The organism is Herbaspirillum sp. NPDC101397, from assembly GCF_044767325.1.
GTDB lineage: Bacteria > Pseudomonadota > Gammaproteobacteria > Burkholderiales > Burkholderiaceae_D > Herbaspirillum.
On record NZ_JBIWNS010000009.1, the window covers coordinates 107,899 to 131,385 of the forward strand.

22 protein-coding genes are annotated in these 23,487 nt (G+C 59.5%); 12 read left to right on the forward strand and 10 right to left on the reverse strand.

Annotation, left to right across the window (positions count from 1 at the left end):
- Positions 1 to 28: 28 nt before the first annotated feature.
- The 6 genes from ACIROW_RS20900 to ACIROW_RS20925 all read right to left on the reverse strand — a co-directional run bounded on the left by ACIROW_RS20900 (position 29) and on the right by ACIROW_RS20925 (position 6,708).
- Entirely contained in the window at positions 29 to 1,528 is a 1,500-nt protein-coding gene (locus ACIROW_RS20900) for a sodium:solute symporter (protein WP_402278498.1), read from the reverse strand.
- Position 1,529: 1 nt separating this feature from the next.
- Positions 1,530 to 1,739, reverse strand: a complete 210-nt coding sequence (locus tag ACIROW_RS20905) for a DUF3311 domain-containing protein (RefSeq protein WP_402278500.1) — start codon at positions 1,737 to 1,739, stop codon at positions 1,530 to 1,532.
- Between the two features lie 203 nt (positions 1,740 to 1,942).
- Positions 1,943 to 3,373, reverse strand: a complete 1,431-nt coding sequence (locus ACIROW_RS20910; protein WP_402278502.1) for an NAD-dependent succinate-semialdehyde dehydrogenase — start codon at positions 3,371 to 3,373, stop codon at positions 1,943 to 1,945.
- Positions 3,374 to 3,444: 71 nt separating this feature from the next.
- Positions 3,445 to 4,704 carry an MFS transporter gene (locus ACIROW_RS20915; protein ID WP_402278504.1) on the reverse strand — a complete coding sequence of 420 codons (1,260 nt, stop codon included), beginning with the start codon at positions 4,702 to 4,704 and terminating at the stop codon, positions 3,445 to 3,447.
- A gap of 4 nt (positions 4,705 to 4,708) precedes the next feature.
- A complete protein-coding gene (locus ACIROW_RS20920) occupies positions 4,709 to 5,203 on the reverse strand; it encodes a flavin reductase (RefSeq protein ID WP_402278506.1) in 495 nt (164 codons plus the stop codon).
- Positions 5,204 to 5,340: 137 nt separating this feature from the next.
- Positions 5,341 to 6,708, reverse strand: coding sequence for an LLM class flavin-dependent oxidoreductase (locus tag ACIROW_RS20925; protein ID WP_402278508.1), 1,368 nt, complete (start codon positions 6,706 to 6,708; stop codon positions 5,341 to 5,343).
- 265 nt (positions 6,709 to 6,973) lie between these two features.
- Between ACIROW_RS20925 and ACIROW_RS20930 the strand changes: the two genes are divergently transcribed.
- The 8 genes from ACIROW_RS20930 to ACIROW_RS20965 all read left to right on the forward strand — a co-directional run bounded on the left by ACIROW_RS20930 (position 6,974) and on the right by ACIROW_RS20965 (position 14,983).
- The gene (locus ACIROW_RS20930) at positions 6,974 to 7,552 is read left to right on the forward strand and encodes a helix-turn-helix domain-containing protein (protein ID WP_402278510.1); all 579 of its coding nucleotides are present in this window, start codon (positions 6,974 to 6,976) and stop codon (positions 7,550 to 7,552) included.
- Between the two features lie 105 nt (positions 7,553 to 7,657).
- Positions 7,658 to 8,119, forward strand: a complete 462-nt coding sequence (locus ACIROW_RS20935) for an Rrf2 family transcriptional regulator (RefSeq protein WP_402278512.1) — start codon at positions 7,658 to 7,660, stop codon at positions 8,117 to 8,119.
- The gene (locus tag ACIROW_RS20940; RefSeq protein WP_402278514.1) at positions 8,116 to 8,814 is read left to right on the forward strand and encodes a class I SAM-dependent methyltransferase; all 699 of its coding nucleotides are present in this window, start codon (positions 8,116 to 8,118) and stop codon (positions 8,812 to 8,814) included. Before ACIROW_RS20935 ends, ACIROW_RS20940 begins: the two co-directional genes overlap by 4 nt.
- Positions 8,815 to 8,946: 132 nt before the next feature.
- On the forward strand, positions 8,947 to 10,131 hold the full coding sequence (locus tag ACIROW_RS20945; protein WP_402278516.1) for a glycerophosphodiester phosphodiesterase family protein: 1,185 nt from the start codon (positions 8,947 to 8,949) through the stop codon (positions 10,129 to 10,131).
- Between the two features lie 261 nt (positions 10,132 to 10,392).
- Positions 10,393 to 11,037, forward strand: coding sequence for a LysE family translocator (locus tag ACIROW_RS20950; protein WP_402278518.1), 645 nt, complete (start codon positions 10,393 to 10,395; stop codon positions 11,035 to 11,037).
- Between the two features lie 110 nt (positions 11,038 to 11,147).
- The gene (locus tag ACIROW_RS20955) at positions 11,148 to 12,728 is read left to right on the forward strand and encodes an FAD-binding oxidoreductase (protein WP_402278520.1); all 1,581 of its coding nucleotides are present in this window, start codon (positions 11,148 to 11,150) and stop codon (positions 12,726 to 12,728) included.
- Entirely contained in the window at positions 12,697 to 14,157 is a 1,461-nt protein-coding gene (locus ACIROW_RS20960) for a diguanylate cyclase (RefSeq protein WP_402278522.1), read from the forward strand. Before ACIROW_RS20955 ends, ACIROW_RS20960 begins: the two co-directional genes overlap by 32 nt.
- On the forward strand, positions 14,147 to 14,983 hold the full coding sequence (locus ACIROW_RS20965) for a TIGR02285 family protein (RefSeq protein ID WP_402278523.1): 837 nt from the start codon (positions 14,147 to 14,149) through the stop codon (positions 14,981 to 14,983). The genes ACIROW_RS20960 and ACIROW_RS20965 overlap by 11 nt, the downstream gene beginning before the upstream one ends.
- Before the next feature lie 70 nt (positions 14,984 to 15,053).
- Here ACIROW_RS20965 and ACIROW_RS20970 read toward each other — a convergent pair whose 3' ends face one another.
- Positions 15,054 to 15,917: an aldo/keto reductase family oxidoreductase gene (locus tag ACIROW_RS20970; RefSeq protein ID WP_402278524.1), complete on the reverse strand. Its 864-nt coding sequence runs from the start codon at positions 15,915 to 15,917 to the stop codon at positions 15,054 to 15,056.
- A 141-nt stretch (positions 15,918 to 16,058) separates the two neighbouring features.
- Here ACIROW_RS20970 and ACIROW_RS20975 point away from each other — a divergent pair, with 141 nt between their 5' ends.
- A complete protein-coding gene (locus ACIROW_RS20975) occupies positions 16,059 to 16,961 on the forward strand; it encodes a LysR substrate-binding domain-containing protein (protein ID WP_402278526.1) in 903 nt (300 codons plus the stop codon).
- A gap of 41 nt (positions 16,962 to 17,002) precedes the next feature.
- Here ACIROW_RS20975 and ACIROW_RS20980 read toward each other — a convergent pair whose 3' ends face one another.
- Positions 17,003 to 17,776, reverse strand: coding sequence for an SDR family oxidoreductase (locus ACIROW_RS20980; protein ID WP_402278528.1), 774 nt, complete (start codon positions 17,774 to 17,776; stop codon positions 17,003 to 17,005).
- Between the two features lie 309 nt (positions 17,777 to 18,085).
- Here ACIROW_RS20980 and ACIROW_RS20985 point away from each other — a divergent pair, with 309 nt between their 5' ends.
- Entirely contained in the window at positions 18,086 to 18,991 is a 906-nt protein-coding gene (locus tag ACIROW_RS20985) for a LysR family transcriptional regulator (protein WP_402278530.1), read from the forward strand.
- A gap of 382 nt (positions 18,992 to 19,373) precedes the next feature.
- Here the strand turns inward: ACIROW_RS20985 and ACIROW_RS20990 are convergent, their stop codons facing one another.
- The gene (locus ACIROW_RS20990; RefSeq protein ID WP_402278532.1) at positions 19,374 to 20,870 is read right to left on the reverse strand and encodes an FAD-dependent oxidoreductase; all 1,497 of its coding nucleotides are present in this window, start codon (positions 20,868 to 20,870) and stop codon (positions 19,374 to 19,376) included.
- A gap of 158 nt (positions 20,871 to 21,028) precedes the next feature.
- Between ACIROW_RS20990 and ACIROW_RS20995 the strand changes: the two genes are divergently transcribed.
- Entirely contained in the window at positions 21,029 to 21,397 is a 369-nt protein-coding gene (locus tag ACIROW_RS20995) for a MarR family winged helix-turn-helix transcriptional regulator (protein ID WP_402278534.1), read from the forward strand.
- 350 nt (positions 21,398 to 21,747) lie between these two features.
- On the opposite strand, the gene ACIROW_RS21000 is transcribed toward ACIROW_RS20995, so the two are convergent.
- The gene (locus ACIROW_RS21000) at positions 21,748 to 22,845 is read right to left on the reverse strand and encodes an AGE family epimerase/isomerase (RefSeq protein ID WP_402278536.1); all 1,098 of its coding nucleotides are present in this window, start codon (positions 22,843 to 22,845) and stop codon (positions 21,748 to 21,750) included.
- A gap of 348 nt (positions 22,846 to 23,193) precedes the next feature.
- On the opposite strand from ACIROW_RS21000, the gene ACIROW_RS21005 reads away from it, so the two are divergent.
- A complete protein-coding gene (locus ACIROW_RS21005) occupies positions 23,194 to 23,355 on the forward strand; it encodes a methyl-accepting chemotaxis protein (protein WP_402278776.1) in 162 nt (53 codons plus the stop codon).
- Positions 23,356 to 23,487 lie beyond the last annotated feature (132 nt).

Genomic DNA, 23,487 nt, shown 5'->3' on the forward strand with positions numbered 1-23,487 from the left:
GCTTGCTCACATCACTTGCTTACTTCATTCAGGCAATTGAATCAGCCCGCAGCTGATTGCTGTCCTGCCTGGCGCCGGAACGCGTCACCGCAGTAACCAGCAACATGGCGATGACGTTCAGCGTCAGGGCAACGACGCCGACATTGGTGTCCTTGAGGAAATCAGGGATGAAAGGAATCAGATCCGAGATCGTCATCTTGGTCACCGACAGGATCGCCACGGTTGCTTCACCGACCAGGATACCGACGATCGCCCCCGCCTTGGTGACCGGCCGGGACGGCATGATGCTGGCCAGCAGCGCCGGAAATAATTGCGTCACCAGGCTGTACGCCATCAACAGCAGCGAGACGATGGTTTGTCCGCCCTGCAACGTGAACCACAATCCTGCGAGCATCACCAACGGCGCCGCCAGCTTGGCGACGCGGCCGATGTGGTGGTTGTCTGCTTCGGCGTTGTCGCTCGACTTGCGCATGGCGCGATAGACATTGTTCGCCAGGAGCGTGGACACGGCCATCAGGATCATCGAACCGGGGACGATGGCCGTCAACACGCCGGCTGCGCCGATGATGCCGACCACCCAGGGATCGAAGGTGGCGATTGAAATCTTGAACAGCGCCAGATCGATGTCGGGTCCGGTCAAACCGGGGATCTGCAAGACGGTGGCAAAGCCGACGAAGAAAACGAACAGCAGCATCATCTGGTAGATCGGCAGGGTATAGGCATTACGGCGCAGGCTCTGCTCGCTCTTGGCGGTGAACGACGCCATGAACATATGCGGCCACATGTAAAAGCCCAGTGTCGTCAGCAGCACGGTGGAGGTCATCCAGACCGCGCTCTTGCCGGTGGCCGGCAAGGCCAGGAAGCCGGGTTTGGCAAGTTCGATCGCTTCAAACATCGGCGTGATGCCGCCGTAGTAGTGCCAGGGCAGATACAGGCCGAGGAAGATCGCCACCGCCAGCACCAGGAAATCCTTCAGCACAGAGGTCCAGGCCGAGCCGTGCACACCCGATACCATGACATAGATGACCGTGACGATCGCACCGATCCAGACGCCTTGCGTGGAACTCAGGCCGGAGTAAGACGCCACGCTGACGATGATGCCGAGGCCTTTGAGCTGCAGCACCAGATAGGGCATCAGGGCGACCACGCCCACCAGGGCGACCAGGATGCCGAGCGCAGGGCTGTTGAATTTCTTGGCGAAGAAGTCCGGTTGCGACAGCAATCTGTGCTGTTTGGCGAAGCGCCAGATCGGCGGCAATATCCAGTACGACAACACGAAGCTCAGGCTGCCGAAGCCCAGCATGTAATACGCCGGACCGCCGACGCCGTAGGCAAAGCCGCTGCCGCCGAGGAAAACGAAGGTGGTGTAGATCTCACCCGCCATCAGCAGGAACACCAGGCCGGCGCCGAAGCCGCGGCCGGCCACCGTCCACTGCTCCAGACTCATGTCCTTGCCGCGCTGGGCGCGGACTCCGAGCCACAGGGCCAGCAGCATGGTGCCGAAAATAAGGATCAAGGCAATGTTCATATTATTCTCCCAGCTCGACATAGCCCGGCGCATTGCGCGGATCGAATCGATAGACGACGTACATCACGACCGACGTCATGGCCAGCGACAGCGCCATCCACGACAGCAGGAATGGCAGACCGAACAGAAATGGCGTAACGCGATTGAAGAAAAACGGCCCGAGCATGACTGATGCGACGGGCAGTAAAGCAAGATACCGAACTGCACTCATTGAATCCCCCCTTGAATTGACAATTGACAGATGCAAACGACAACAAGCGTGGCCTGCGGCTCAGCTGGCTGAATCGCAGAAACAGGCGAAGATGAACTGCAAGGTCCGCAGGAATAGCGGCGAACCGGGCTGGCGATGGCGGACGGGCTACATGGGATTTCCTCCGGAGCGAAGTCGGATCGAGATCCGGATAAATTCGTGGCTCAGCCCAGCAACTTGTGCGACACCGATTTGACGTGGGTGTAATGCTCCAGTCCCTCGGTGCCGCCTTCACGGCCATAGCCGCTGTCCTTGACGCCGCCGAACGGTGTTTCCGACACCGCCGACACCATGTGGTTGATGGCCAGGTTGCCGACCTCGAGTTCGCTTGCCAGCCGATGCGCATGGTTGGCCGACTCGGTGAATGCGTAGCCGGCCAGGCCGAACGGCAGGTCGTTGGCCTTGCGGATGGCGTCGTGGATGTCTTCCACCGGCGTGATCAGGCACAAGGGGCCGAACGGTTCTTCGCGCATCGCCAGCGCCATCACGGGCACGTCGGCCAGCACCGTGAACGGGAAGTGATAACCGGCGCCCGGCAGGCGTTTGCCGCCGCAGACGATGCGCGCACCATGCAGCAGGGCATCGTCGACCATCGCATCCAGCGCCTGTACGCGGCGAATGTTGGTGACCGGGCCGATCTGCACGTCGTCGCGCATGCCGTCGCCGACGCGGATCTTTTCACCGTAGGCGGCGCATGCCGCAACGAAACGATCGTAGACCGCGCGATGCACAAAAAAGCGCGTCGGCGCGACGCACACCTGGCCGCCGTTGTTGAGCTTGCCTTGCAGCGACACCGTTGCCGCCAGTTCGGGATTGGCGTCTTCGCAGACGATCACCGGCGCATGTCCGCCGAGTTCCATGATGGCCGGCTTCATGTGGCGCGCCGCCATCGCCGCCAGGTGCTTGCCGACTGCGGTCGAGCCGGTGAAGGTCACCAGTCGCACCAACGGATGGCAGATCAGGGTTTCTGAAATCTGGGCCGGATCGCCGAACACCAGGTTGAGCACACCCGGCGGCAGACCTGCATCGGTAAAGGCGCGCGCCAGCATCAAGGCGCCGGCAGGGGTTTCTTCCGCCGCCTTGAGTATGATCGAACAGCCTGCGGCCAAGGCGCCGCCGACCTTGCGCGCCGGTGAGCTGAGCGGGAAATTCCAGGGAGTAAACGCCGCAACGACGCCGACCGGTTCGCGAAAGACGGTATGCCGCATCTCCGGCTCGGCCGGGATCAGGCGACCGTACAATCGGCGGCCTTCGTTGGCGTCCCAGGCGATCAGGTCGCAACCGCGCAGGACTTCGGCGCGCGCTTGCGCCAGGGTCTTGCCTTGTTCCAGCGTGATGGCCGCAGCAATGCTCTCGACCCGTTCGCGCATCAGGTCGCAAGCGCGCAGCATGATCTCCGCGCGTTTGGCGGGGGCCATGTTCTTCCAGATGTGGAAGCCGGAGTCGGCCGCCTGCAGCGCCAGTTCCAGGTGTAGCGGCGTGGCCATCGGCACGCTGCCGATCACGCTTTCATCGGCAGGGTTGATGATCGGCTTGCCGGCGGAGTGTATCCAGTTGCCATTGATCAGGAATTGAATTTCGGGGTAGTTGTTCATCGCTCGACCTTGTGAAATGACACGCGCTTGCGCACTGCATCCGTTGCTGAATTTGCTGCTGAGTTTTTTGTTTATCTTTTGCCGTTTGCCAGACGCAGTGCTTCCGGGCGCTGCCGCAGGCGATACATCGCAACGCAACCCAGCGCTGGACCGATCGCCAGCATGCAAAACCCGGCGCGCCAGCCCATCCATGCCACCACTTCCGGCACCAGGTGGATGCTTGCCAGCGTCAGCAGGAAGCCGGCGCAGGTCTGGACGGTCAGCAGCGTGCCGGTCATCGAGGGTTCGCCGAGCTCGGCCACGCTGGCGGAGAACTGGGCCGAATCGGCAATCACGGAGATGCCCCACAGCAGCGCCACCGGCGCCACCAGCCACGGCGTGAAACCGTAGAGGAAGGCGATCAGCACGGCGCAGGCGGCGCTGGTCGCCATCGCGGCGATGGTCACGGTGGTGCGGCCGCAGCGGTCCGCCAGCCAGCCGCCGCCGATCGATCCAAACGCGCCGACGGCGACCGCGGCGAAGGTCAAGAGGCTGGCGTAGTGTTCCGGCCGCGCCATGCCTGCCGCTGCAAAACTGGCCGCGAGGAAAGCCGCCAGCCATGCCCACATCGCGTAGAGCTCCCACATGTGGCCGAGGTAGCCCAGGTTGGCCAGGCGTATCGCCGGATTGCGCCAGGCCTGCGCCATGTAGTTGAAATCGATGCGGCTGCCGCGCGTCATGTTCGGTCCCAGGCCGCAGAACAGAATGCCGATGCCCGACAGCGCCGCGCAGCCGGCGGCGATCGCGTAGATGACGCGCCACTCGATGCCGCCAAGCGCGGCCAGCAAATGCGGGCTGGCCGAGCCGAATGTCAGTCCGCCGACCAGCAAGCCGATCAGCAAGCCCATATCGCGTTGCGCCCAGGTCACTGCCAGCCGCATGCCGACCGGATACACGCCGGCCATGCACATGCCGGTCAGGAAGCGCAACAGGAAGACCCCGGTCCCGACCGGCGGCAACAGCGCCAGCAAACCGGTGGCGGCGGCCGCCACCAGCGCCGACGCCATGAAGAGCCGGCGCGGATCGTAGCGGTCCGCCAGCGACAGCAATGCGCTGATCACGGTGCCGACGACGAAGCCGCACTGGACCGAACTCGTCAGCAGCGCCTGGTCCAGCGCCGGGATCGATTGGGTGCGCTTGATCATCGAGATGACCGAGGCGGAAGAGAACCAGACCGCCATCGCGCCGATCTCGCACGCCAGCAGGATCAGCAGCGAGCGCAGCTTGCCGGGCAGCGGTGTGATCGCATCCTTCATGTCGATGGTGCCCCTGGTGTCTGTCGCTGCCGTCATGCTGTCATGCCGCCAGCGCAGTCGGCAGGCAGTGGAAGTTGCGCCCAAGGTAGATCAGCGCCTCCTTGCCCTTGTTGCTGCGCGCCGCTTGCACGGAGCAAAAGAACACGCTGTGGGTGCCGACTTCAGAAACCGAATCGATCTTGCAATCAAGCGCGACGAGCGCATCGATCAATACCGGCGCACCGGTTTCCAGCCGCTCCCATTGCGCCGACAGGAAACGCTCCTTGACGTCGACGCCTTTGCTCGAGAACAGGATCGCCAGTTGCTGCTGGCAGGCCGACAGCACGTTGATGCACAAGGCGCCGTTCTCTTTGAAGATGGCGTTGTTGCGGCTGTCGCGGTTGATGCACAGCATCAGGGTGGGAGGTTCGTCGGTGACGCTGCATACCGCAGAGACGGTGCAACCGGCCAGCCCGGCAACGCCGTCGCTGGTGATGACATTGACGGCGGCGCCGAAGCTGGACATGGCGTCGCGGAAGATGATTTTATCGATCATGGCGGACTTTCATCAAGGATGAATGGATTGCGCAACCCAATGCAGCGCAACTGATTCAGGGCAAGCGTTCCCCCTCGGCGCGTCGACAACGGCGCGCCGATATGGTGCTGATGAGGAGGAGGCCGGCCCGGCCGGTGTTACGGCGTTGGCTTGATACGGTATTGGTTGGCGCTGTGGCTGGCCGGCAAACGCGCCGCACCGAACAGCTTCTCGCGCAGCGCACCCTGTTTATAGGCGGTCTTGTAGACGCCGCGCTCTTGCAGGATGGGCACCACCAGTCCGATGATGTCGTCGAAGCATTCCGGCACCACGGTGCGCGACAGATTGAAACCATCGACGCCGGCTTGCTCGGACCAGCCCATCAGGACATCGGCGACCTGTTCGGCCGAGCCGACCAGCGGCGCCTGGCGGCTGCCGAGCGTCATCTGTTCCAGCAGTTTGCGCTTGGTCCATTGCGGGCCGGCGCTGCGGGTCATGGCCTCGACGTTGGAGACGATGGCCTGGCTCTTGCCGGTTTCGATCGGTTCATCCATGTCGTATTTGGCGAAGTCGATGCCCATCGACGCCGCCGCATGCACCAGCGCCGCTTCGGAGCTGACGTAGCGTTGGTACTCGGCGAATTTTTCCTTGGCCTGGGCTTCGGTTGCGGCGGTGATGATGGTGGCGCCGAGGAATACCTTGATGTCGTCGGCGGCGCGACCCAGTGCGACGGCCTGCGCGCGGATATCGTCAACGATGTTCTTGACGCCGTCCTTGCTCTGGCCGTTGACGAACACGCATTCGGCGTGGGTTGCTGCGAACTGGCGACCGCGTGTGGAAGAACCTGCCTGATACAGCACCGGCGTGCGTTGCGGCGACGGTTCCGACAGATGCATGGCGTCGACCTGATACTGGCGTCCACGATGGTGGATGACGTGTACTTTGGCGGGATCGGCGTAGAAGCCGTCCGCGCGATTGACCTGCACTGCGCCGTCTTCCCAGCTGCCTTCCCACAATTTGTAAACCAGTTCCATGTATTCGTCGGCCAGGTCATAGCGGTCATCGTGCGCCATTTGCCCCGACAGGCCGATGGCACGCGCTGCGCTGTCCAGGTAGCCGGTCACGATGTTCCAGCCGACCCGTCCTCCGGTCAGGTGGTCCAGCGTCGACATGCGGCGCGCGAACAGGAACGGCGACTCATACACCAGGTTACTGGTCACGCCGAAACCGAGATGCGTGGTGACGCCGGCCATTGCCGGGATCAGCATGGTCGGATCGTTGACGGGAACCTGCACCGCGCCGCGAATGGCAGCATCCGGGTTGCCGGCGTAGACGTCGTAGACGCCGACGACGTCGGCGAAGAAGATACCGTCGAACAAACCTTTTTCCAGTTTGCGGGCGTACTCCATCCAATACTGGATATCACGGTAATCGGCCGAACGGTCGCGCGGATGGCGCCACAATCCTTGCTGGATATGGCCGACGCAGTTCATGTCGAACGCATTGAAATGGATTTCTCTGGACATTCTGTCTCCTCGGTAGCTGATCTTGTTGCGGCAAACGATGCGGCCCAGCAGCTTTGTTTTGATCGGCATTGCAGCTGATTCGCGTTTTTCTGCCGTTTACTATATTGGACAAAAATACACTATGCAAGAATATTCTTCATATTTTTTAGAGTAATCCGGCATGCCCCGTATTGATCCGGATCAAGCGCCGACGTGGTGCGCGAGTTTCCCCTGGAAGGTGCAGCAGGTATAATCTCCGGCTTACCGACACCGATATTTCATCCGCTTGAATACCTCTCACGCCCTCATCGCAGAAGACCCGACCCAGGCCATCTCCACGCGTATCAAAATCGAACGCGGCAGCAGGGGCTGGTCTCTCGCCGAACTGTCCGAGCGTTCCGGCGTATCGAAAGCGATGATCAGCAAGATCGAGCGCGGCGAGGCCAGTCCGACCGCGACAGTGCTTGGTCGTCTGTCGGGCGCCTTCGGCCTGGCCTTGTCGATGCTGTTGTCGCTGGCGGAGCAGAACGGCAATCGCCTGAACCAGCACGCGCAGCAAAACGTCTGGACCGATCCTGAGACCGGCTACACGCGCCGCACCTTGTCGCCGCCCGCCGGCGGCATGCTGGAATTGCTGGAGATTGTCCTGCCGGCCAAGGTCAGCGTGCCGTATCCGGCCAGCGCGTTTACCTTCCAGCATGAGCAGATTCTGATGCTCGAGGGACGACTGCTGTTTCGCGAAGGCGAGCAGGAGCATCAGCTCAGTCCCGGCGATTGCCTGCAACTGGGGCCGCCGATGGATTGCGTCTTCACGAATCCCGGCAGCAAGCCTTGCCGATATCTGATTGCGTTGGTGCGTCGCTAAGCATCCGGCGCAGGCGGCGTTTCCGTCATAAAAAATCCGCGGGACCAAGCTGGCTGAAGCCATGCGCGGTTGACTTTCGTCGTTTCATGTAATAAATTAAGTTACATGAAAAAAGATAGCCGGTTATCAGGCGTGCTGCACGTGCTGCTGCACCTCGCCGAACATCAGTCCGAACATCAATCCCCCATGACTTCCGAGTCGCTGGCCAAAGCCATGGACACCAATCCGGTGGTGATCCGGCGCATCATGGCCGGCCTGCGCGAGCAGGGCTACGTCAGCTCGGAAAAAGGCCACGGCGGCGGCTGGACGCTGACCTGCGATTTGGAACAGATCAGCTTGCGCGACGTTTATGTCGCGCTCGGAAGCCCATCATTGCTCGCCATCGGCAGCCGCACCGAAGCGCCGGCCTGCCTGGTGGAGCAGGCGGTCAACGCCGCCCTGAACAAGACATTCGAGGAAGCGGAGGCCCTGCTGGTATCGCGCTTCGACGAGGTAACTCTGGCGATGCTGAGCGCAGATTTCCATCAACGGTTCGAGAAAAAACGGAAGAGGCCAGGCAAACCATGAACGACGAAAAACTCCAGGCCACCTTCAACCAGCAGGCTGCCTCCGCCTATGACAGCCAGTGGGTCCGGCTGGCGCCGTTCCGCGATGCGCTGCATTTGCTGGCGAGCGCAGTGCTGGCCGGCTTGCCTGCCGACGCCCGCATCCTTTGCGTGGGAGCCGGCACCGGCGCGGAGATACTGTCTCTGGCGGAAAAATTCCCGGGCTGGCGCTTCACAGCCGTCGAACCGTCCGCGCCGATGCTGGACGTCTTTCGTCGCAAGGCGCAGGAGCAGGGCATTGCTTCCCGTTGTACGTTCCATGAAGGCTATCTGGATTCGCTGCCGTCGTGCGAGCCCTTCGATGCCGCCACCTCGCTGCTGGTGTCGCACTTCATTCTGCAGCAGGATGAGCGCACCGGCTTCTTCCGCGGCATCCGCCAACGGCTGTGCCCGAAAGGCATTCTGATCAATTCGGACCTGACTTCCGATACGGACGCGCCGCACTACGGTGCGCTGCTGGAAGTCTGGATGCGCACCATGGCCGGTGCGGATCTCAGCCAGGAAAAGCTGGAGCAGATGCGAACGGCATATCGCCGCGACGTTGCCATTCTGGCGCCGGAGATGGTCGCCGGGATGATGGCGTCCGGGGGATTCGACAGACCAGTGCAGTTTTATCAATGCGGGTTGATTCACGGCTGGTTTGCCAGGGCGGCGTAGGCGAGACCGGACGAGCGTACATGGACGTCATGCCAAGGTCACATAAATGCGTTCTACTTTTCCACAGGCAAGATTTCCAGGGAAGCTGATCGTGACGGGCTTTCCGAAACCCAACGTCGAGAAAGAGTACGCATGAACCGCTTATCCACCGTATCTTCAATTTTCACCATCGCAGCGGCAACTCTGCTCGCAGGTTGCGCTGCTCCGCAAAGCGTTGCAAATATCAAAACGCTGGATGGCAAAGCCCCGCTGATTATCGGCCACCGCGGCTTGCCCGGCCTGTATCCGGAAGAAATCATCGCGGGCTACCAGGCCGCCATCGCCGCCGGCACCGACGCGCTGGAAATGGACCTGATGTCCTCCAGCGACGGCGTGCTGTTCGTTTGCCACAATCCCTTCCTGAGCGACACCACCGACGTTGCCGATCATCCAGAATTCGCCTCGCGCAAAAAAGCGCGCACCGTCGACGGCGTGGCGGTGCCGCCGGACTGGTACATCAGCGACTTTACCGCGGCCGAGCTGAAGACCTTGCGCGTCAAACAACCGATCGCCGTGCGCAGCCATCAATACGACGGCAAGTATCCGTTGGCGACGTTCCAGGAAGTGATCGACCTGGCCAAGGCGACGCGTGCGGCGAATCCATCCAGCAAGCTGCTGGTCTATCCGGAAACCAAGAACCCGATCTTCCAGCGCCTGCTGGGCGTGCCGCTGGAAGAAAAGCTGGTGGACATGATCAACAAGGAAGGCTGGAACAGTGTCGACGCGCCCATCATCGTGCAGTCGTTCGAGCCGGAAAGCCTGAAGATGATGCGCCGCCTCGGCCTGAAAACCCGCGCGGTGCAATTGATGGACGGCGACGGCATCAACTTCAAGACCGGCGCGCTGACCTACAATTCGCCGGACACCGCCAAACCATACTCGTGGCTGCAGCATGGCGATCCGCGCACCTTTGCCGCCATGGCGACGCCGGAAGGCCTGGCCGAGATCAAGACCTATGCCGACGGCATCGGCCCATGGAAGGTGTACATCATTTCGGCGCAAGGCGTGGATGCCGCCGGCAATCCGGTCAAGGCGCTGAGCCAGGCATCGAACATGGCGCCGACCTCGCTGGTGGCCGACGCGCACCGGCTCGGCCTGTTCGTGCACCCGTTCACCTTCCGCGACGAAGCAGCGCGCCTGACCGCCACTTACAAGAATGATCCCAAGGCGGAGTACAAGGCGTTCTTTGATGCCGGCGTGGATGGCGTGTTCACCGATTTCAGCGGCACCGGAAGGGCGGCGCTGGAGGAGTGGTTGAAGACGCGGAACGCAAGGTAAGCACTGTCGGCGTCGAACAGAGAGGAGCCTCCGGGCTCCTTTTTTCATGGGGATGCCCGCCTGGAAGGCAGGCAGGATTTCTCCTGCGTCGCTTCGGCAGCGGCGGCGGAAGCAACGGCGAGATATCCCGCGAAATCAGCTGCAAGCAGGCGGGCTTATCCGATTTGTTATAAATTCCCGGATGCGTCCTGCCGTTGCAGTCCGGCAGACGGTAGGTCCGAAGCGGATCCCGAATTGACCTGATCAGCCAGCAACGTCGCCATGCCATCACTCCATCTGTTCTTGCTCTACCTCACCGCCAGCCTGGCGCTCAATCTGACTCCCGGGCCCGACATGGCGCTGACGCTGACGCGGGGCATGACGCAAGGCTTCAAGGTTGCCTGGCTGAGCGTGCTTGGCACCTTCGCCGCCGGGGTCATTCAGATACCCTTGGTCGTGTTCGGACTTGCCGGGATCTTCAAGGAATCACCGGTGCTGTTCGAGTTCGTCAAAATCGCCGGGGCGCTCTACCTGGTTTATCTCGGAGTGCGGGCGATTCGACGTTCCATCCGGGGCGAGGAGACTCTGGGGACTGTCAGCGCCGGCAGCGATCGCGGCGTATTCTGGCAAGGGCTGTTCACCAACTTGTTGAATCCGAAAGTGTTTATCTTCCTGGTGGCATTTCTGCCACAGTTCGCGGATCCCGACATCGGGCCGATCTGGCAACAGATGCTGGTGCTGGCCGTGAGTTCAAAAGTCCTCGGTCTGTTGAACGGCGCTTGTCTTGCCTACGGTGCGTCGAGAATCCGTGTCTGGCTGAGCAGGAACGTATGGTTCCTGCGTTTGCAGGACAGCCTTCTTGGCGTCGCCATGCTGGGAATTGCCGGCTACCTTATCTTCAACCGGTCGCCGGGCGGGCGTGCTTGACGCCGTCCGTTCCGGCCGTTATTGTCAATGTCCGCGGCCGGCCACAAGCGCTCCTGCATGAACCAACATAAGAAAAATTCCGGTTCATTGACCCAGGCAAAAGAATAAAAATGGTCACGTCGGATAGAATTGATTCATCAAGCGGGGCGACTCCGCGCGTACATAAAAAGCAAACTTTCATTGGGGAAACAATGAGTGGTTCCAATTCAATGCCACGGCGCAGATTCTTGCAAGCCGGGGCAGCATTGTTATACGCGGGAAGTTTTCCCGGGGTTCTGAATGCAGCGCCGGCGCTGCACTCTCCGAAAAATCTAAGGGCTTTACGCAACAGTCTGCACGGTCGCCTGATCATGCCTGGTGAAATGGGCTACGCGATGGCTGCAGCGCCCAACAATGCGCGCTATGCCGATGTATTGCCGCTGGCGGTAGCGATGTGCGCAGATGCACATGACGTCCAGCTGTGCTTGCGTTGGGCGGCAGACCATCGCGAAAAGTTTGCCATCCGCTCGGGTGGGCACAACTACGCGGGCTTCTCAACCACCCGAGGCTTGCTGATCGACGTCAAGGCAATGAACAAGGTGTGGTTCGATGTCGACAAGAACCGCGGCTACATCCAGGCCGGCGCCAGTAACCAGAATATGGCCGATGCCTTCAGCGGCTCCAGCTTTGCCATTCCTTCCGGCCGTTGTCCCACCGTGGGCGCCAGCGGGCTGGTGCTCGGCGGTGGCTGGGGCTTCGCCGCGACGCACGCCGGGCTGACCTGCGACAGTCTGGTGCAGACTGACGTGGTGCTGGCCAACGGTCGGCAGGTCAGCGCCGATGCCAACGGCGATTTCAGCGATCTGTTCTGGGCTTTGCGCGGGGGCGGTGGCGGCAACTTCGGCATCAACACGGGATTCAGCTTCGCCTTGCACGAGGTGAAGGATGATGTGACGATTTTCAATATCGTGTGGCCGGGCGAAAAGCAGATCGAACTGTTGAGCACCTTGCAGGAAATACAAAACAACCACGCGCGGCAGATGTCGACCCGCACCAAGGCGTACCCCGATGCGCCAGGACCGCGGCCGCAGCGCCATCAGTTGCAAGTGACCACGCTGGGTCAGTTTTTCGGCCCGCTCGACCAGGCCCTGGAGGCGCTCGCTCCTGCACTCAAGCTGGTCAAGCCGATCAAGCGTGATATTCGCCAGATGAGCTACTGGCAGGCGCGCGACTATCTCATCACCGATGATCCGAACGGCATGTATGACCTGCGCTCCAGCTACGTCGCCGAAACCCTGCCGCCGGAAGCGCTGGAGACGATGCTGCAATGGATGATGAAATGGCCCGGTGGTTCGCTGCTGCCGGAAAACATGGGCATCCTGTTCGCGATCGGAGGCAAGGTCCGCGACGTGGCGGCTGATGCCACCGCTTACGTGCACCGCAACGCCAACTACATCTTTGAAATGGAAAGTGCCTGGGCGCCGATCGATCATCCCGATGTCGTGCGCAGGCAGCAAGCGTGGCTCACCGAATACTTTGCCGCCATGCAGCCGTTCATGCTGCAGCAATCGTATGTCAACTTCCCCAGCCGGGACCTTCCGAACTGGCAGCAAGCCTACTATGGAAAAAACCTGGCACGATTGATGCAGGTTAAAAAGAAATACGATTCCGGCAACTTGTTTGCCTTTCAGCAGAGCATACCGTCGGCGTAACACTATGAATTTTGTATCAAAGCATTCTCTGGCCGTACATTTGCTACGCATTATTTTTGGCAGTTACTTTGTGGTTACGCTGATTGTCACGTGCGTACAGCTGACCGCCGACTACCAGCATACGAAAACCGGTATCGACAATGAATTGATGGCCATGGACGGGACGTTCGGCGCCAGTCTGGCCAGCTCGACGTGGCGTTTTCAGGGCGACGTGCAAAAGGCCACGCTCGCGGGAATCAGCAATCTGCCTGTCGTAACCGGCGTCAAGATCGAAGATCCCCAGGGACGCCTGGTGCTTGCCCTCGGCAATATCTACGACAGCGAGGGAAAGCAGATCCACGTCGACGCCGACGGCGTACGCAGCCCCGTGAAAACCGACTTTCTGAATGCCGCCATCGGCCATCGCTTTCCCATTCTGTATCGCGACGAACATGAGCTCAGCCACGATATCGGCTCCTGGACGGTGTACTCCAGCCGCCATGTCGTGGTCCGCAAAGTCGCGTACGGATTCACCCTCATCCTGATCAACTCCATCATCAAGACGGTGGTGCTGTGGTTTATCTTCCTCTATGTATTTCATCGCTGGCTGGGCGTGCCGATCACCAGGCTCAGTACATTCGTGCAGGGGCAGGACCTGAACCAGCTCGATGCGCAGCAAAGCATAGAGATGCCGGGAAAAAAACGGCATGAACTGCATTTTCTTGCCGACGCCATCAACGCCATGCTGGCAAGCCTGAAAAAACACATGGCGCAGAACCGGACGCTTTACCAGCAGCTGGAACAGGAAAAAGAATCACTGCGTGCGCTCAACAAGTCGCTGGAGCTGCGCATTGACGAACGCACCCGCGATCTGGCCCAGGCCAACGAGCAACTCATGTTGCTCAGCCTGACGGACGCGCTCACCGGCATTCCCAACCGCCGCTGTTTTGATCAGACACTTGAGCAGGAATGGCGACGCTGCGCCCGCAACGACAAGCCGTTGACGGTCGCCTTGTTCGACGTCGACTGGTTCAAACATTACAACGACCATTACGGTCACGTTGCCGGTGATGAGGTATTGCGCCAGGTCGCCGACATGCTGCAGAAGACCGTCCGCAGGGCGGGCGACACCGTGGCGCGCTATGGTGGAGAAGAGTTTGCCCTGATCGCGCCGGACACCAATGTCGAAGCGGGCGTCAGTGTCGTGCACAAGATGTGCGATGCCATTTTTTCCCTGAACATTCCTCATGCATCGTCGGCGTTCGGGCGCATCACGGTCAGCGTCGGTGTGGCCAGCTGCATGCCGTCCCAGCACGAAGGCGGCATCAATGCGCTGCTGCAAGCCGCCGACGCTGCGCTGTATCGGGCAAAAATGGCGGGACGCAACCAGGTCCTGGTTGCCGAATGGCCGCTTCCGCCGTCATTGATGAAAGCAGACGATGTCGTATAGAACTCTGTGCTGCGTTCTGCTCTGCTTGCTGGCGAGCGCTGCATGTACGGCGGCACCGGCTGCCGACCAGATCGTGTGGGGGAAATATAATGTGCCGCCCTACATGATCCGGGGCGGGGAATGGGCCCATCAAGGCATCTTTGACCTGACCCTGAACGTCCTCAAAGATCAACTGCCTCAGTATCAGCATGTGGAACTGGAAGCGCCGTTTCCGCGTATCAACAGCGAGATCAAAAAAGGCAGTCACTGGTGCTATAACGGTACGTTGAAAACACCGGAGCGCGAGGCCTATGGATACTTTTCCCTGCCCAGTTCAATTTTCCTTCCGTTGCGGATTATCGTGCGCCGGGACCGCCTGAGCCAATTCACAGGGAAGCAATCGCTGCAGAGCCTGCTGCAGAACCGCCAGTTCATCACCTCGGTGATGCGCGACCGCTCCTACAGCCCGACCGTCGATAAACTGCTGGCGGCATACCCGCCGAAAGAAAATTATTCCGAACAGATCGAAGCCATCGGCATGCTGCTGGCGGGGCGCATCGACTACATGGTCGAGTTGCCGCTGCTGGCGTTCGACCAGGCCCGCGCGATGGGACACGCCGGCGAGCTGATCGCCATTCCCATGCAGGAAGCGGATGAGGTGGTCTTCAATCGGGTGATGTGCTCCAAAAATGAATGGGGACGCCAGGTCGTGGAGCAGGTCAACAAGGTGCTCATCGCCAATCGCGGGAAAGCCTATTACCGGTCCATTGTTGAGAAGTGGCACGACCCCGAGTCAGTGGCTGAAATCCGCAAGATTTACGATAGCGTGTTCCTCAAGACGCCCTGACAAGCCTGCCGGAAAAAATAGACAGGCTGTCGTGACAGTCGGCGCAGCACCGGCGTCACTCGACCGAACCCTACCTGCCGCCGATGGCGTCAAGTTCCGCCATGATATCGGGCGTGATGGATAACGTCGACGCCTGCAGGTTTTCGCGCAGATGCGCCACCGACGCCGTGCCGGGGATCAGCAGGATGTTGGGTGAGCGATGCAGCAACCAGGCCAGCGCCACCTGCATGGGCGTGGCTTGCAGGCGTGCGGCGATATCCGACAAGGCGCCCGACTGAATCGGCGTGAAGCCGCCCAGCGGAAAGAACGGCACGTAGGCGATGCCTTGCGCCGCCAGTTCGTCAATCAGGGCGTCGTCTCCGCGATGGACCAGGTTGTACATGTTCTGCACGCAGACGATGTCGGCGATCTGTTGCGCCTCCGAGATCTGTGCGGCCGTGACATTGCTCAGGCCGATATGGCGAAGCAGGCCGTCTTGCTGCAACTGCGCCATCACCTCCACCAGATGTCCGATGCCGTCCTCCGTCAGGCCGTGGCCGAATACGCGCAGGTTGACCACGTCCAGCGTGTCCAGTCCCAGGTTGCGTAAATTGTCGTGGACGGCGCTGCGCAATTGCTCCGGACTCGCTGCCGCCAGCCATTCTCCCTTGTCGTCGCGCCGCGCGCCGATCTTGGTGACCAAGGTCAGGTTGGCGGGATAGGGCTGCAAGGCTTCCCGAATGATCTGGTTGGTGACGTGGGGGCCGTAGAAATCCGAGGTGTCGATGTGGTCGACGCCGGCCGCAATCGCCGTACGCAACACGGCAAGACAGGCGGCGCGATCCTTGGGTGGGCCGAACACGTGCGGGCCAGCCAGCTGCATGGCGCCATAGCCCATGCGTGAAACGGTGCGGCCGGCGAAGTCGAAATGGGTGGGAAGGGTAGATGTGCTCATGGATGTTTTCCTTGCAGGACAGGGTGGGCAGCTGGACGGGATTTGCCCGGGGTGCTGCGACCGATCCAGTATCAGTCTATTTGCATCGTTTGATAATCCGATCTAAAGTTCACAGGTTGTTTAATTTAATGAACAATCAAGATGAAACTTAATGACATGGCTGCCTTCGTGGCGGTGGCGCGCGCGGGAGGTTTTCGCGATGCAGCGCGCAGCAGCGGCGTGTCCGCCGCCAGCCTCAGCATTGCGGTGCAGCGCCTGGAGGCGCGGCTGGACTTGCGCCTGCTCAACCGCACTACGCGCAGCGTCGCACCGACCGAGGCCGGCCGCCACTTGCTGGACCGGCTGGAGCCGCTGTTTTCTGAAATGGAAGCTTCGCTCGACGTGTTGAACGGCTTTCGTGACAAGCCATCGGGCACATTGCGCCTGAACGTGCCCGCCAGCGCCGCGCGCATCACGCTGCCGGAAATCCTCGCCGGCTTCCTCAAGCGCTATCCGGACATCCGCATCAAGGTAACGGTGGAAGATGGCTTCGTCGATGTACTGTCGGCCGGTTGCGATGCCGGCATCCGCTATGACGAAAGACTGGAGCAGGACATGATTGCCGTTCCCATCGGACCGCGCGTGCAGCGTTTTGCCACGGCGGCGGCGCCCGGCTATCTCGATGCCCATGGCAGGCCGGAGCATCCGCGCGAGTTGCTGGAACATGCTTGCGTGCGCAGCCAGTTTGCCGGAGGCAACAAGCCCACGTGGAAATTCGAACGCGACGGCGAGCTGATCGAAATCGATCCTCCCGAACGCCTGCTGGCGACGCCGAGCAATGCGCTCGACCTGACCATCGGCGCGGCCGTCGCGGGGGTGGGCGTGGTGCATTTGTTTGAAGACTTGCTGCGCCCCCATCTCGACAGCGGCGCATTGGAACCCATCTTGCAGCCATGGTGGCAAACGTTTTCAGGCCCGTTTTTGTATTACCCGGGACGACGCCATGTCCCGGCGCCGCTGCGTGCCTTTGTCGACTACCTGCGCGAACGGCAGGCCGCGACTTAGCTTGCGTGATCAGCTTGCCTGGCCTGAAGTTCTCCGCGCGTTTAGAAAACGCTGGGAACCAGATTCTCGCCACCGGATACTTCCATGACGATGCCGGTTACGTAAGGATTTGTCATCAGAAACAAGGCGGCGTGTCCAATATCACCGATGGTGCCCGCATGCCGCGCTGGAAAGCTGCTGCGTACTTTTTCTTTCAGCGCATTTCGTTCGTCGTTGGAAAAATCCTTCCACAGATCCGTGTCCACGAAGCCCGGGCGTATCGTGTTGACACGGGTAGGGGACAGTTCCAGTGCAAGCGAGCCAGATAAGGATTCCACCGCGCTGAACGCAGCCAGGACCGCACTGAAGCCGATTTTCGGCCGCACTGCCAAACCACCGGTAAGAAGAGTGATCGACCCGCCTGTCCTGAGGTGAGGGGCCGCATGACGGGCGCAGGCCCAGCTGCCGAAAAATTTGCCATCGAGGTAGTTGCGAACGCCGCGCATATCTGCATCCATGAAATTCCCCCATGATCCGAATTCGGGACCTGCCGTGACGGCAAGATGATCAAATGGCCCGATGGCGTCGAAGGCTTTTTGTACCGCAGCTTCATCGCGGACATCCAGGATTATTTGCTCGTAGTTCGCCAGATCAGGCCGGTCCTCCAGCGAGGTGATGCGGCGACTGGCGACGGTCACCGACGCTCCTGCTGCGAACGCCGCGTGCGCAATGCCAAGTCCAATTCCCGTTTTGCCCCCGACCACCACCACTTTTTTTCCTGCAAGGCTCAGTGCGGCTGGCGATGACGAATCCAGATCATTCAATGCTGTGCTCATATATTCAGTCCTAACTAATTAATCATTCGTTCGATATTGCTACAGGGATTACCGCTACAGAACGGCCGATCCTCATGGGGGCGTCGCGTTTCGGGCTGGGCGAGGAAGCCGCCAGTCAACATGCCGGTGCCCGCTCGCCGTTGCCTGATCTGCTGTTCGGTAAGGCATTCATCATAGGTTGGCGACTCAGAATTGATAATCGGCAGATTTGTCATAAATGCCATTCTTCAAAAGAATCAGTTGGTTCAACCATCAGAAGCGTGTGCATTTGATTTATGACAAAATTCGCATGCCTCGCTCCGAGGGAGAATGAACGATCGTCAAGGGACCGCAATGGATCGCTTTTATGAATTGACTGCTTTCATCACGGTCGTGGAAGCAGGTGGTTTTTCTGCGGCCGCACGTCGGCTTGGCGATTCGCAATCGGGAATCAGCAAATCGATCGGCGCCTTGGAAACACGACTCGGCGTGCTGCTGTTCAACAGAAGCACGCGCAGCGTGACGCTGACGGACCAAGGGCGAAAATACTATGACCGCACCAAGCCGCTTCTTGAAGAAATGGACAAAGCGGACGGCGAGCTGACCAGCAGCACTGTTGATATATCCGGCCTGGTCAGAGTCGCAACACCCTCTACATTCGGCCGTTTGCATGTCCTCCCGCTCATTCCGCAATTGTTGACGCTTTATCCGAAGATCGAGTTGGATCTTCGTCTTTCCGACAGTATTGAAGATTTGCTTGCAGACGGAATTGATCTGGCGATCAGGGTCAGCGCGGTGCACGATCCTGATGCAGTGGTAAAGCGCGTAGCAGGCACTTCGCTGGTATGCGCCGGGTCTCGCAGTTATTTCGATCGGCATGGGATCCCGGCTGTCCCGCAGGACCTTGTCAATCACAATTGTCTTATCTATGGAGAGATGCGGAATTGGACTTTTCTCGGTTCCAAAGGAAAATTCGGCGTGCCGGTGAGCGGCAATCTTTCGTCCAACGCCATGGATACCATTCTCGCCGGTGTACTTGGTGGCGTAGGCATCGGTATGTTTTCCAGAGCTTCATTGAAGGGCGAACTTCAACATCCGGACATCATGACGGTCCTCGATCAATTTATGGATGAACTGAGAGACGTCAGCCTGGTCTGGCCAAAACGCAAATTCGTATCGGCACGCGTGCGACGCGTCACTGATTATTTCGGCACGATGCTTCCCCAGCGGGTTTGAAGCGATGCAGCTGATTAATCCATCATCAAAGACATTCCACCTGATGGGAGAGCGTTGCTGATCAGGATTTTTTAAAACAGGAATCAATCATGTTCAGCATGCTGTCCGTTTTTGGCCAGGGCAGGACCTCTCCTGCGACATTGCCACCGTAGTCACGTTATGATGGGATTTCGGTCACTTCTCTCCTGCTTCGATAGCCATCAGAACGCAATGTTTGCCGTCTTCATTCAATCCCAGGAATCGGATCTTGAACGCCTTGTCGATATGCGCATCGCTGCCATGCGGGAGAGTTTGGAGATGGTAGGGCGATTTGACACACAGCGTGCGCGTGAGCTCCAGAAACATGAACTATGAGGGGCCGCAATCGGCTGGCAGAAAACATCTATCCCACCACTCCTACGCGCTGAAGATATTCCTCGATTGCGTCCAGATTGTCCGATGCGACAATCGCGCCAATATAACCATCTGGTCGCACCAACACCCAGTCACCGCGCTGAAGCGCATAGGCATCTTGGAAGCTGCCGTTCGAATCGATCAGGTTTCCTTCCTCGCCAAAGAGATGGACGTGTAAACCACGAGCCTTCATGACGTGACCGCGCGGCACATGACATCCGATTAACGTCCAATGAGTGCCGCGAAACAGCTCGAAAAGACGTTGCGGCGCGCCCGAGCGAGTTGTCACGGGAGCGTCCGGCGCACGGTCTCCTGCCAGAGGACCGTGCGCGCGCGCGGGGATTTCCAATGCCAGCGATGATTCGGGATAGCCTAGGTCGAGCTGCTGAACTTCCCTGCCGCGACGCATTTCACCGCGCCTGGCTTCCTCAAGCAGTCTGGACGACAGTCCCAACATGGATTCGGCGATCGGACGCCGCTCTTCTTCGTAGGTATCGAGGAGATTTTCTTCGGCGCCGGCCAGCACAGCCGCCAGTTTCCATGCGAGATTGTAGGCATCCTGTACGCTCGTATTGAGGCCTTGGCCGCCGGTGGGTGGATGCACGTGCGCCGCGTCCCCGGCCAGGAGGACGCGGCCGACCCGATACCGCTGCGCCAGTCTCGCATGCATCTGGAACATCGAGGCCCAATGAACGGCGACAACGGTGATATCCGTTCGCCCACTGCGTTCCGATACCATTCTTGTCAGGCCGTCCGCAGAGAGATCGGGCTGTTCATCTCCCGCGAGCGCTGCCTGAATTTGGAACATATCGGTTCCTGCCAACGGGCACAAACCGATTTGACGCTCCGGCGCGCTGCTGCTGAAACGATGCCAGGCATCCCGGCTCAAGCCTTGCAGGGATACGTCGGCAACCACCGCCCTCACTCCGAGTGTCTTGCCGGGAAAGTCAATCTCCAGCAGGTTGCGCACAGAACTGCGCCCGCCATCCGCTGCCACGACATAACGCGCGCGCAACGATTGCTCCCCATCTTTCCCTGCAATTCGCACGAGGACTCCGTGCTCTTGCTGCTCCAGCCCAATCAGTTCGCAACCGAACTGCGGCTGATGGCCCAGTTCACCCAGCCTGGTTCGCATCACATCCTCGGTCAAGAACTGCGGCACCATCCAGGGCGTCAGGTAGGGCTCTGACGCCGTGGGCGACCTCGCCTCGGCAGTGGGGGCTTCCTGCCAGCTGCCGTCGTCCTGATATTCGCGCTGCGGGGGATACGATCCACCAGCAGCCATGATTTCTTGCACGATGCCCAAGTCCTCGAATATCTCCAGAGTGCGCGGTTGCAGCCCTTTGCCTCGCGAACCTTGAAACGGCGACTTCATCTTATCGATGATGCGGAAAGAGACTCCCTGTTGCGCCAGCACCAGCGCCAGCGTCAGGCCGGTCGGACCTGCGCCGCAGATCAGTATGTCGATTTCTTTATTCATCATCATTGTCAGCCTCATAAGTGTAATATGCACATAATTTAGGAGAGTATATGTCGCCAGAAAAAAATGTGCAAGATACACATATATCGTCGCAACTCAAGATCCTGCATGGAAGCTTGATCAGTATTGCAAGTGCGATGAATCGGCCCCAGCGGGATGAGGCGATGATCAGGGAAGCCGGCATTCCCCTGGATCGCGCGTTATTTCCTTTGCTCGTGGGGATAGAAAAGCTGGGCCCGATCGGCGTGGTTGATATCGCAGACCGTGTCGGACGCGACTACACCACCGTCAGCCGCCAGGTCTCGAAGCTGGAAGAGCTGGGATTGGTGCGCAGGGAAAGCAGCGCTGCCGATCGCCGGATCCGCATGGCGTCGGTCACCGCCAAGGGCAAGGGAATGACCGACCTGGTCGACGCCGCACGGGAACGCATGGGCAGAAAAATCTTCGCTTCCTGGGAGCAAACCGAGATGGATGAACTGGTACGGCTCATGCGCAAGTTCGCAGATGCACTGGATACGCTGGACGAGCGCTGACGCGTACTGGTGGCTGTCAGAAAAACGAATTTGAAGAGATTTTTGAAGAGATTTTTGACGAGATAGTCGCCCATCCGTTAGAAGTACGTCAGTACCGGCCAGAAGCGATCATTCCTCTATACTTTCGCCAATGTATTCCAGTGAATTTTGTCACATAGTTCAACAACATCGACATCGACTGTTCAGCAACGCGGACAGTCGACCAGTGAATAGACGTGCTTGATAGACGGATACTGGGAGTGTTGAATGAGGCGTCGCACAAGGATCATCCATACAGATAGCAGAAGGCGTTGATGTGGGGTCGCTGGAGGACGGAGAGTCGCTCCAGCAGATCTCGCGTTCATATTGGATCAGGACAAGGTAGCGTAAGCGGTCGCCAGATGATAAGCCGTGGTGGACGGTAACTCGGCACGCACGATCTTGCCGTCAATGGCCTGGCTTTCAATCCAGCCGGACGCCGTGAGGAAACGCGCACCGAAACGAGCGATCTGCAGCGGGAGCTCGGCGCGCACGATTGCCTCGCGGTGATATGCGAGGGCACGCAGGTATTCGCTTTGCGCCCAAATTCTCTGGGTGCTGTCGGTCAATGTTCCGCGCATGTCCAGCGCCGCCGCCACACCGCCGGTTTGCGCATCGACACCAGTGCGTCGCACGAAGTCAAAGGCACGATACAAGGCCTGCTGCATGCCCGCTTTTTCAAAGGCCGGGTGCTGACTGGACTCCACCAAAAACAGCCATTCGAACTGATGACCGGGTTCGATCCAGTTATTGTCGCTATTCAGTGGCAGCTCGGCTATGCAACCAGTTGCCTCGTCCACGAAGGTGCCGGCAAAGGCGCTGATCAGCTTGTCCAGCCGTCTCGCAAAAATCGCTTGGGAGGTCGTGGCGGCAGCGGCCAGCCAGGCTTCGGTCAGGTGCATCAACGGATTTTGGGTTGGGCCGCTGATCTTGCCGGAGAAATCTTCCGTCATGACGCTGCTGAACAGAGTGCCGTCGACCATGTTGCTTTCAATCAGGGACGAGGTTTCTTCCAGGAGCGCGAGCGCTTGCTGAGCCTGCTTCTCATGAGGATGCCGGGCATATTCGGCGCAGGCAAAAATCACGAATGCGTGCGTATATAAATCTTTTTGCCGTTCCTTCGGTTTGCCGTCGGCGTCGACGCTGTAAAACCAGCCTCCATGCTGTTTGTCTTGGAAATAATGGCGTAGTGAAGCAAACAAGGCATCGGCATGTTGCCACTCCTGCGCCAGCGAAAAGACGAACAATTGTCGCGCGCACGCCATGGCGCGGTAGCGTACTGGCGGCAATGGCGTCTTGCCATCCGCAGCGACGCTTTCGTAGGCGAGTCCCACGTTTTGATTGAAGCCCGCATCGCGCCAGATCGGCAAGATGATGTCTTGGTAATGGCTGCGCAGTGCGCTAGCGGTACTGAAATTTGAATCGACCATGGAATGCGACCAGAAAATAGTGGGGTTACGGTCCCATACAAGCAGACGCTCTCTCGGGACGCAAAGATGCTGTAACAAAACTAGGTGAGGAATTTCAAATGGATTTTTTCGTCAGCGCTAGTCATTCTCTATTTGCGTGATGTAAATCTCACGACCCCGTATTTTCGCTGTTTTCTGCCTTGTGCAGCGCAATTTCGACTTTCTTTTCGCGGTGGTCGCTCAACAAAATTTTCAGAGGGATTCGCCGGCCGGACATTTCGTAGCATCGGGTAACGTGAAATAGCCGGCCAGATAGCTAGTCCGCCCGAAAACGCCAATCAGAACGGCGCACTGTTGAACCCGGCCCAGATGACGTCAATCAGAGCGAATATCCTGGCATTGAATGCCGCGGTGGAGGTGACGCACGCAGGAGAGCAGGGCCGGGGTTTTGCGGTGGCGGCCACAGAAGCGGCTGAGCTCTGTTTCTTGCGGGCTCAGCCTTTTTATGTGGGGTTCAGTTCTCACACATGATTCTGTGGCGGGATAGCGCACATTTTTTTGTCAACGGACCTGAGCAAACAGATTGCAACCGATGCAGGTCGGTGAAATCACGGATTGCGAGGCGAAGCCGCCGTCGATAAGCGATCGGTGAAGAATCGAAAC

What these genes read in the sequence shown, in the direction of transcription:
- ACIROW_RS20900 (WP_402278498.1), bottom strand. Translation starts at nt 1,528, where the DNA reads ATGAACATTGCCTTGATCCTTATTTTCGGCACCATGCTGCTGGCCCTG.
- ACIROW_RS20905 (WP_402278500.1), bottom strand. Translation starts at nt 1,739, where the DNA reads ATGAGTGCAGTTCGGTATCTTGCTTTACTGCCCGTCGCATCAGTCATG.
- ACIROW_RS20910 (WP_402278502.1), bottom strand. Translation starts at nt 3,373, where the DNA reads ATGAACAACTACCCCGAAATTCAATTCCTGATCAATGGCAACTGGATA.
- ACIROW_RS20915 (WP_402278504.1), bottom strand. Translation starts at nt 4,704, where the DNA reads ATGACGGCAGCGACAGACACCAGGGGCACCATCGACATGAAGGATGCG.
- ACIROW_RS20920 (WP_402278506.1), bottom strand. Translation starts at nt 5,203, where the DNA reads ATGATCGATAAAATCATCTTCCGCGACGCCATGTCCAGCTTCGGCGCC.
- ACIROW_RS20925 (WP_402278508.1), bottom strand. Translation starts at nt 6,708, where the DNA reads ATGTCCAGAGAAATCCATTTCAATGCGTTCGACATGAACTGCGTCGGC.
- ACIROW_RS20935 (WP_402278512.1), top strand. Translation starts at nt 7,658, where the DNA reads ATGAAAAAAGATAGCCGGTTATCAGGCGTGCTGCACGTGCTGCTGCAC.
- ACIROW_RS20940 (WP_402278514.1), top strand. Translation starts at nt 8,116, where the DNA reads ATGAACGACGAAAAACTCCAGGCCACCTTCAACCAGCAGGCTGCCTCC.
- ACIROW_RS20945 (WP_402278516.1), top strand. Translation starts at nt 8,947, where the DNA reads ATGAACCGCTTATCCACCGTATCTTCAATTTTCACCATCGCAGCGGCA.
- ACIROW_RS20950 (WP_402278518.1), top strand. Translation starts at nt 10,393, where the DNA reads ATGCCATCACTCCATCTGTTCTTGCTCTACCTCACCGCCAGCCTGGCG.
- ACIROW_RS20955 (WP_402278520.1), top strand. Translation starts at nt 11,148, where the DNA reads ATGGTCACGTCGGATAGAATTGATTCATCAAGCGGGGCGACTCCGCGC.
- ACIROW_RS20965 (WP_402278523.1), top strand. Translation starts at nt 14,147, where the DNA reads ATGTCGTATAGAACTCTGTGCTGCGTTCTGCTCTGCTTGCTGGCGAGC.
- ACIROW_RS20970 (WP_402278524.1), bottom strand. Translation starts at nt 15,917, where the DNA reads ATGAGCACATCTACCCTTCCCACCCATTTCGACTTCGCCGGCCGCACC.
- ACIROW_RS20975 (WP_402278526.1), top strand. Translation starts at nt 16,059, where the DNA reads ATGAAACTTAATGACATGGCTGCCTTCGTGGCGGTGGCGCGCGCGGGA.
- ACIROW_RS20980 (WP_402278528.1), bottom strand. Translation starts at nt 17,776, where the DNA reads ATGAGCACAGCATTGAATGATCTGGATTCGTCATCGCCAGCCGCACTG.
- ACIROW_RS20985 (WP_402278530.1), top strand. Translation starts at nt 18,086, where the DNA reads ATGAACGATCGTCAAGGGACCGCAATGGATCGCTTTTATGAATTGACT.
- ACIROW_RS20990 (WP_402278532.1), bottom strand. Translation starts at nt 20,870, where the DNA reads ATGATGATGAATAAAGAAATCGACATACTGATCTGCGGCGCAGGTCCG.
- ACIROW_RS20995 (WP_402278534.1), top strand. Translation starts at nt 21,029, where the DNA reads ATGATCAGGGAAGCCGGCATTCCCCTGGATCGCGCGTTATTTCCTTTG.
- ACIROW_RS21000 (WP_402278536.1), bottom strand. Translation starts at nt 22,845, where the DNA reads ATGGTCGATTCAAATTTCAGTACCGCTAGCGCACTGCGCAGCCATTAC.
- ACIROW_RS21005 (WP_402278776.1), top strand. Translation starts at nt 23,194, where the DNA reads ATGACGTCAATCAGAGCGAATATCCTGGCATTGAATGCCGCGGTGGAG.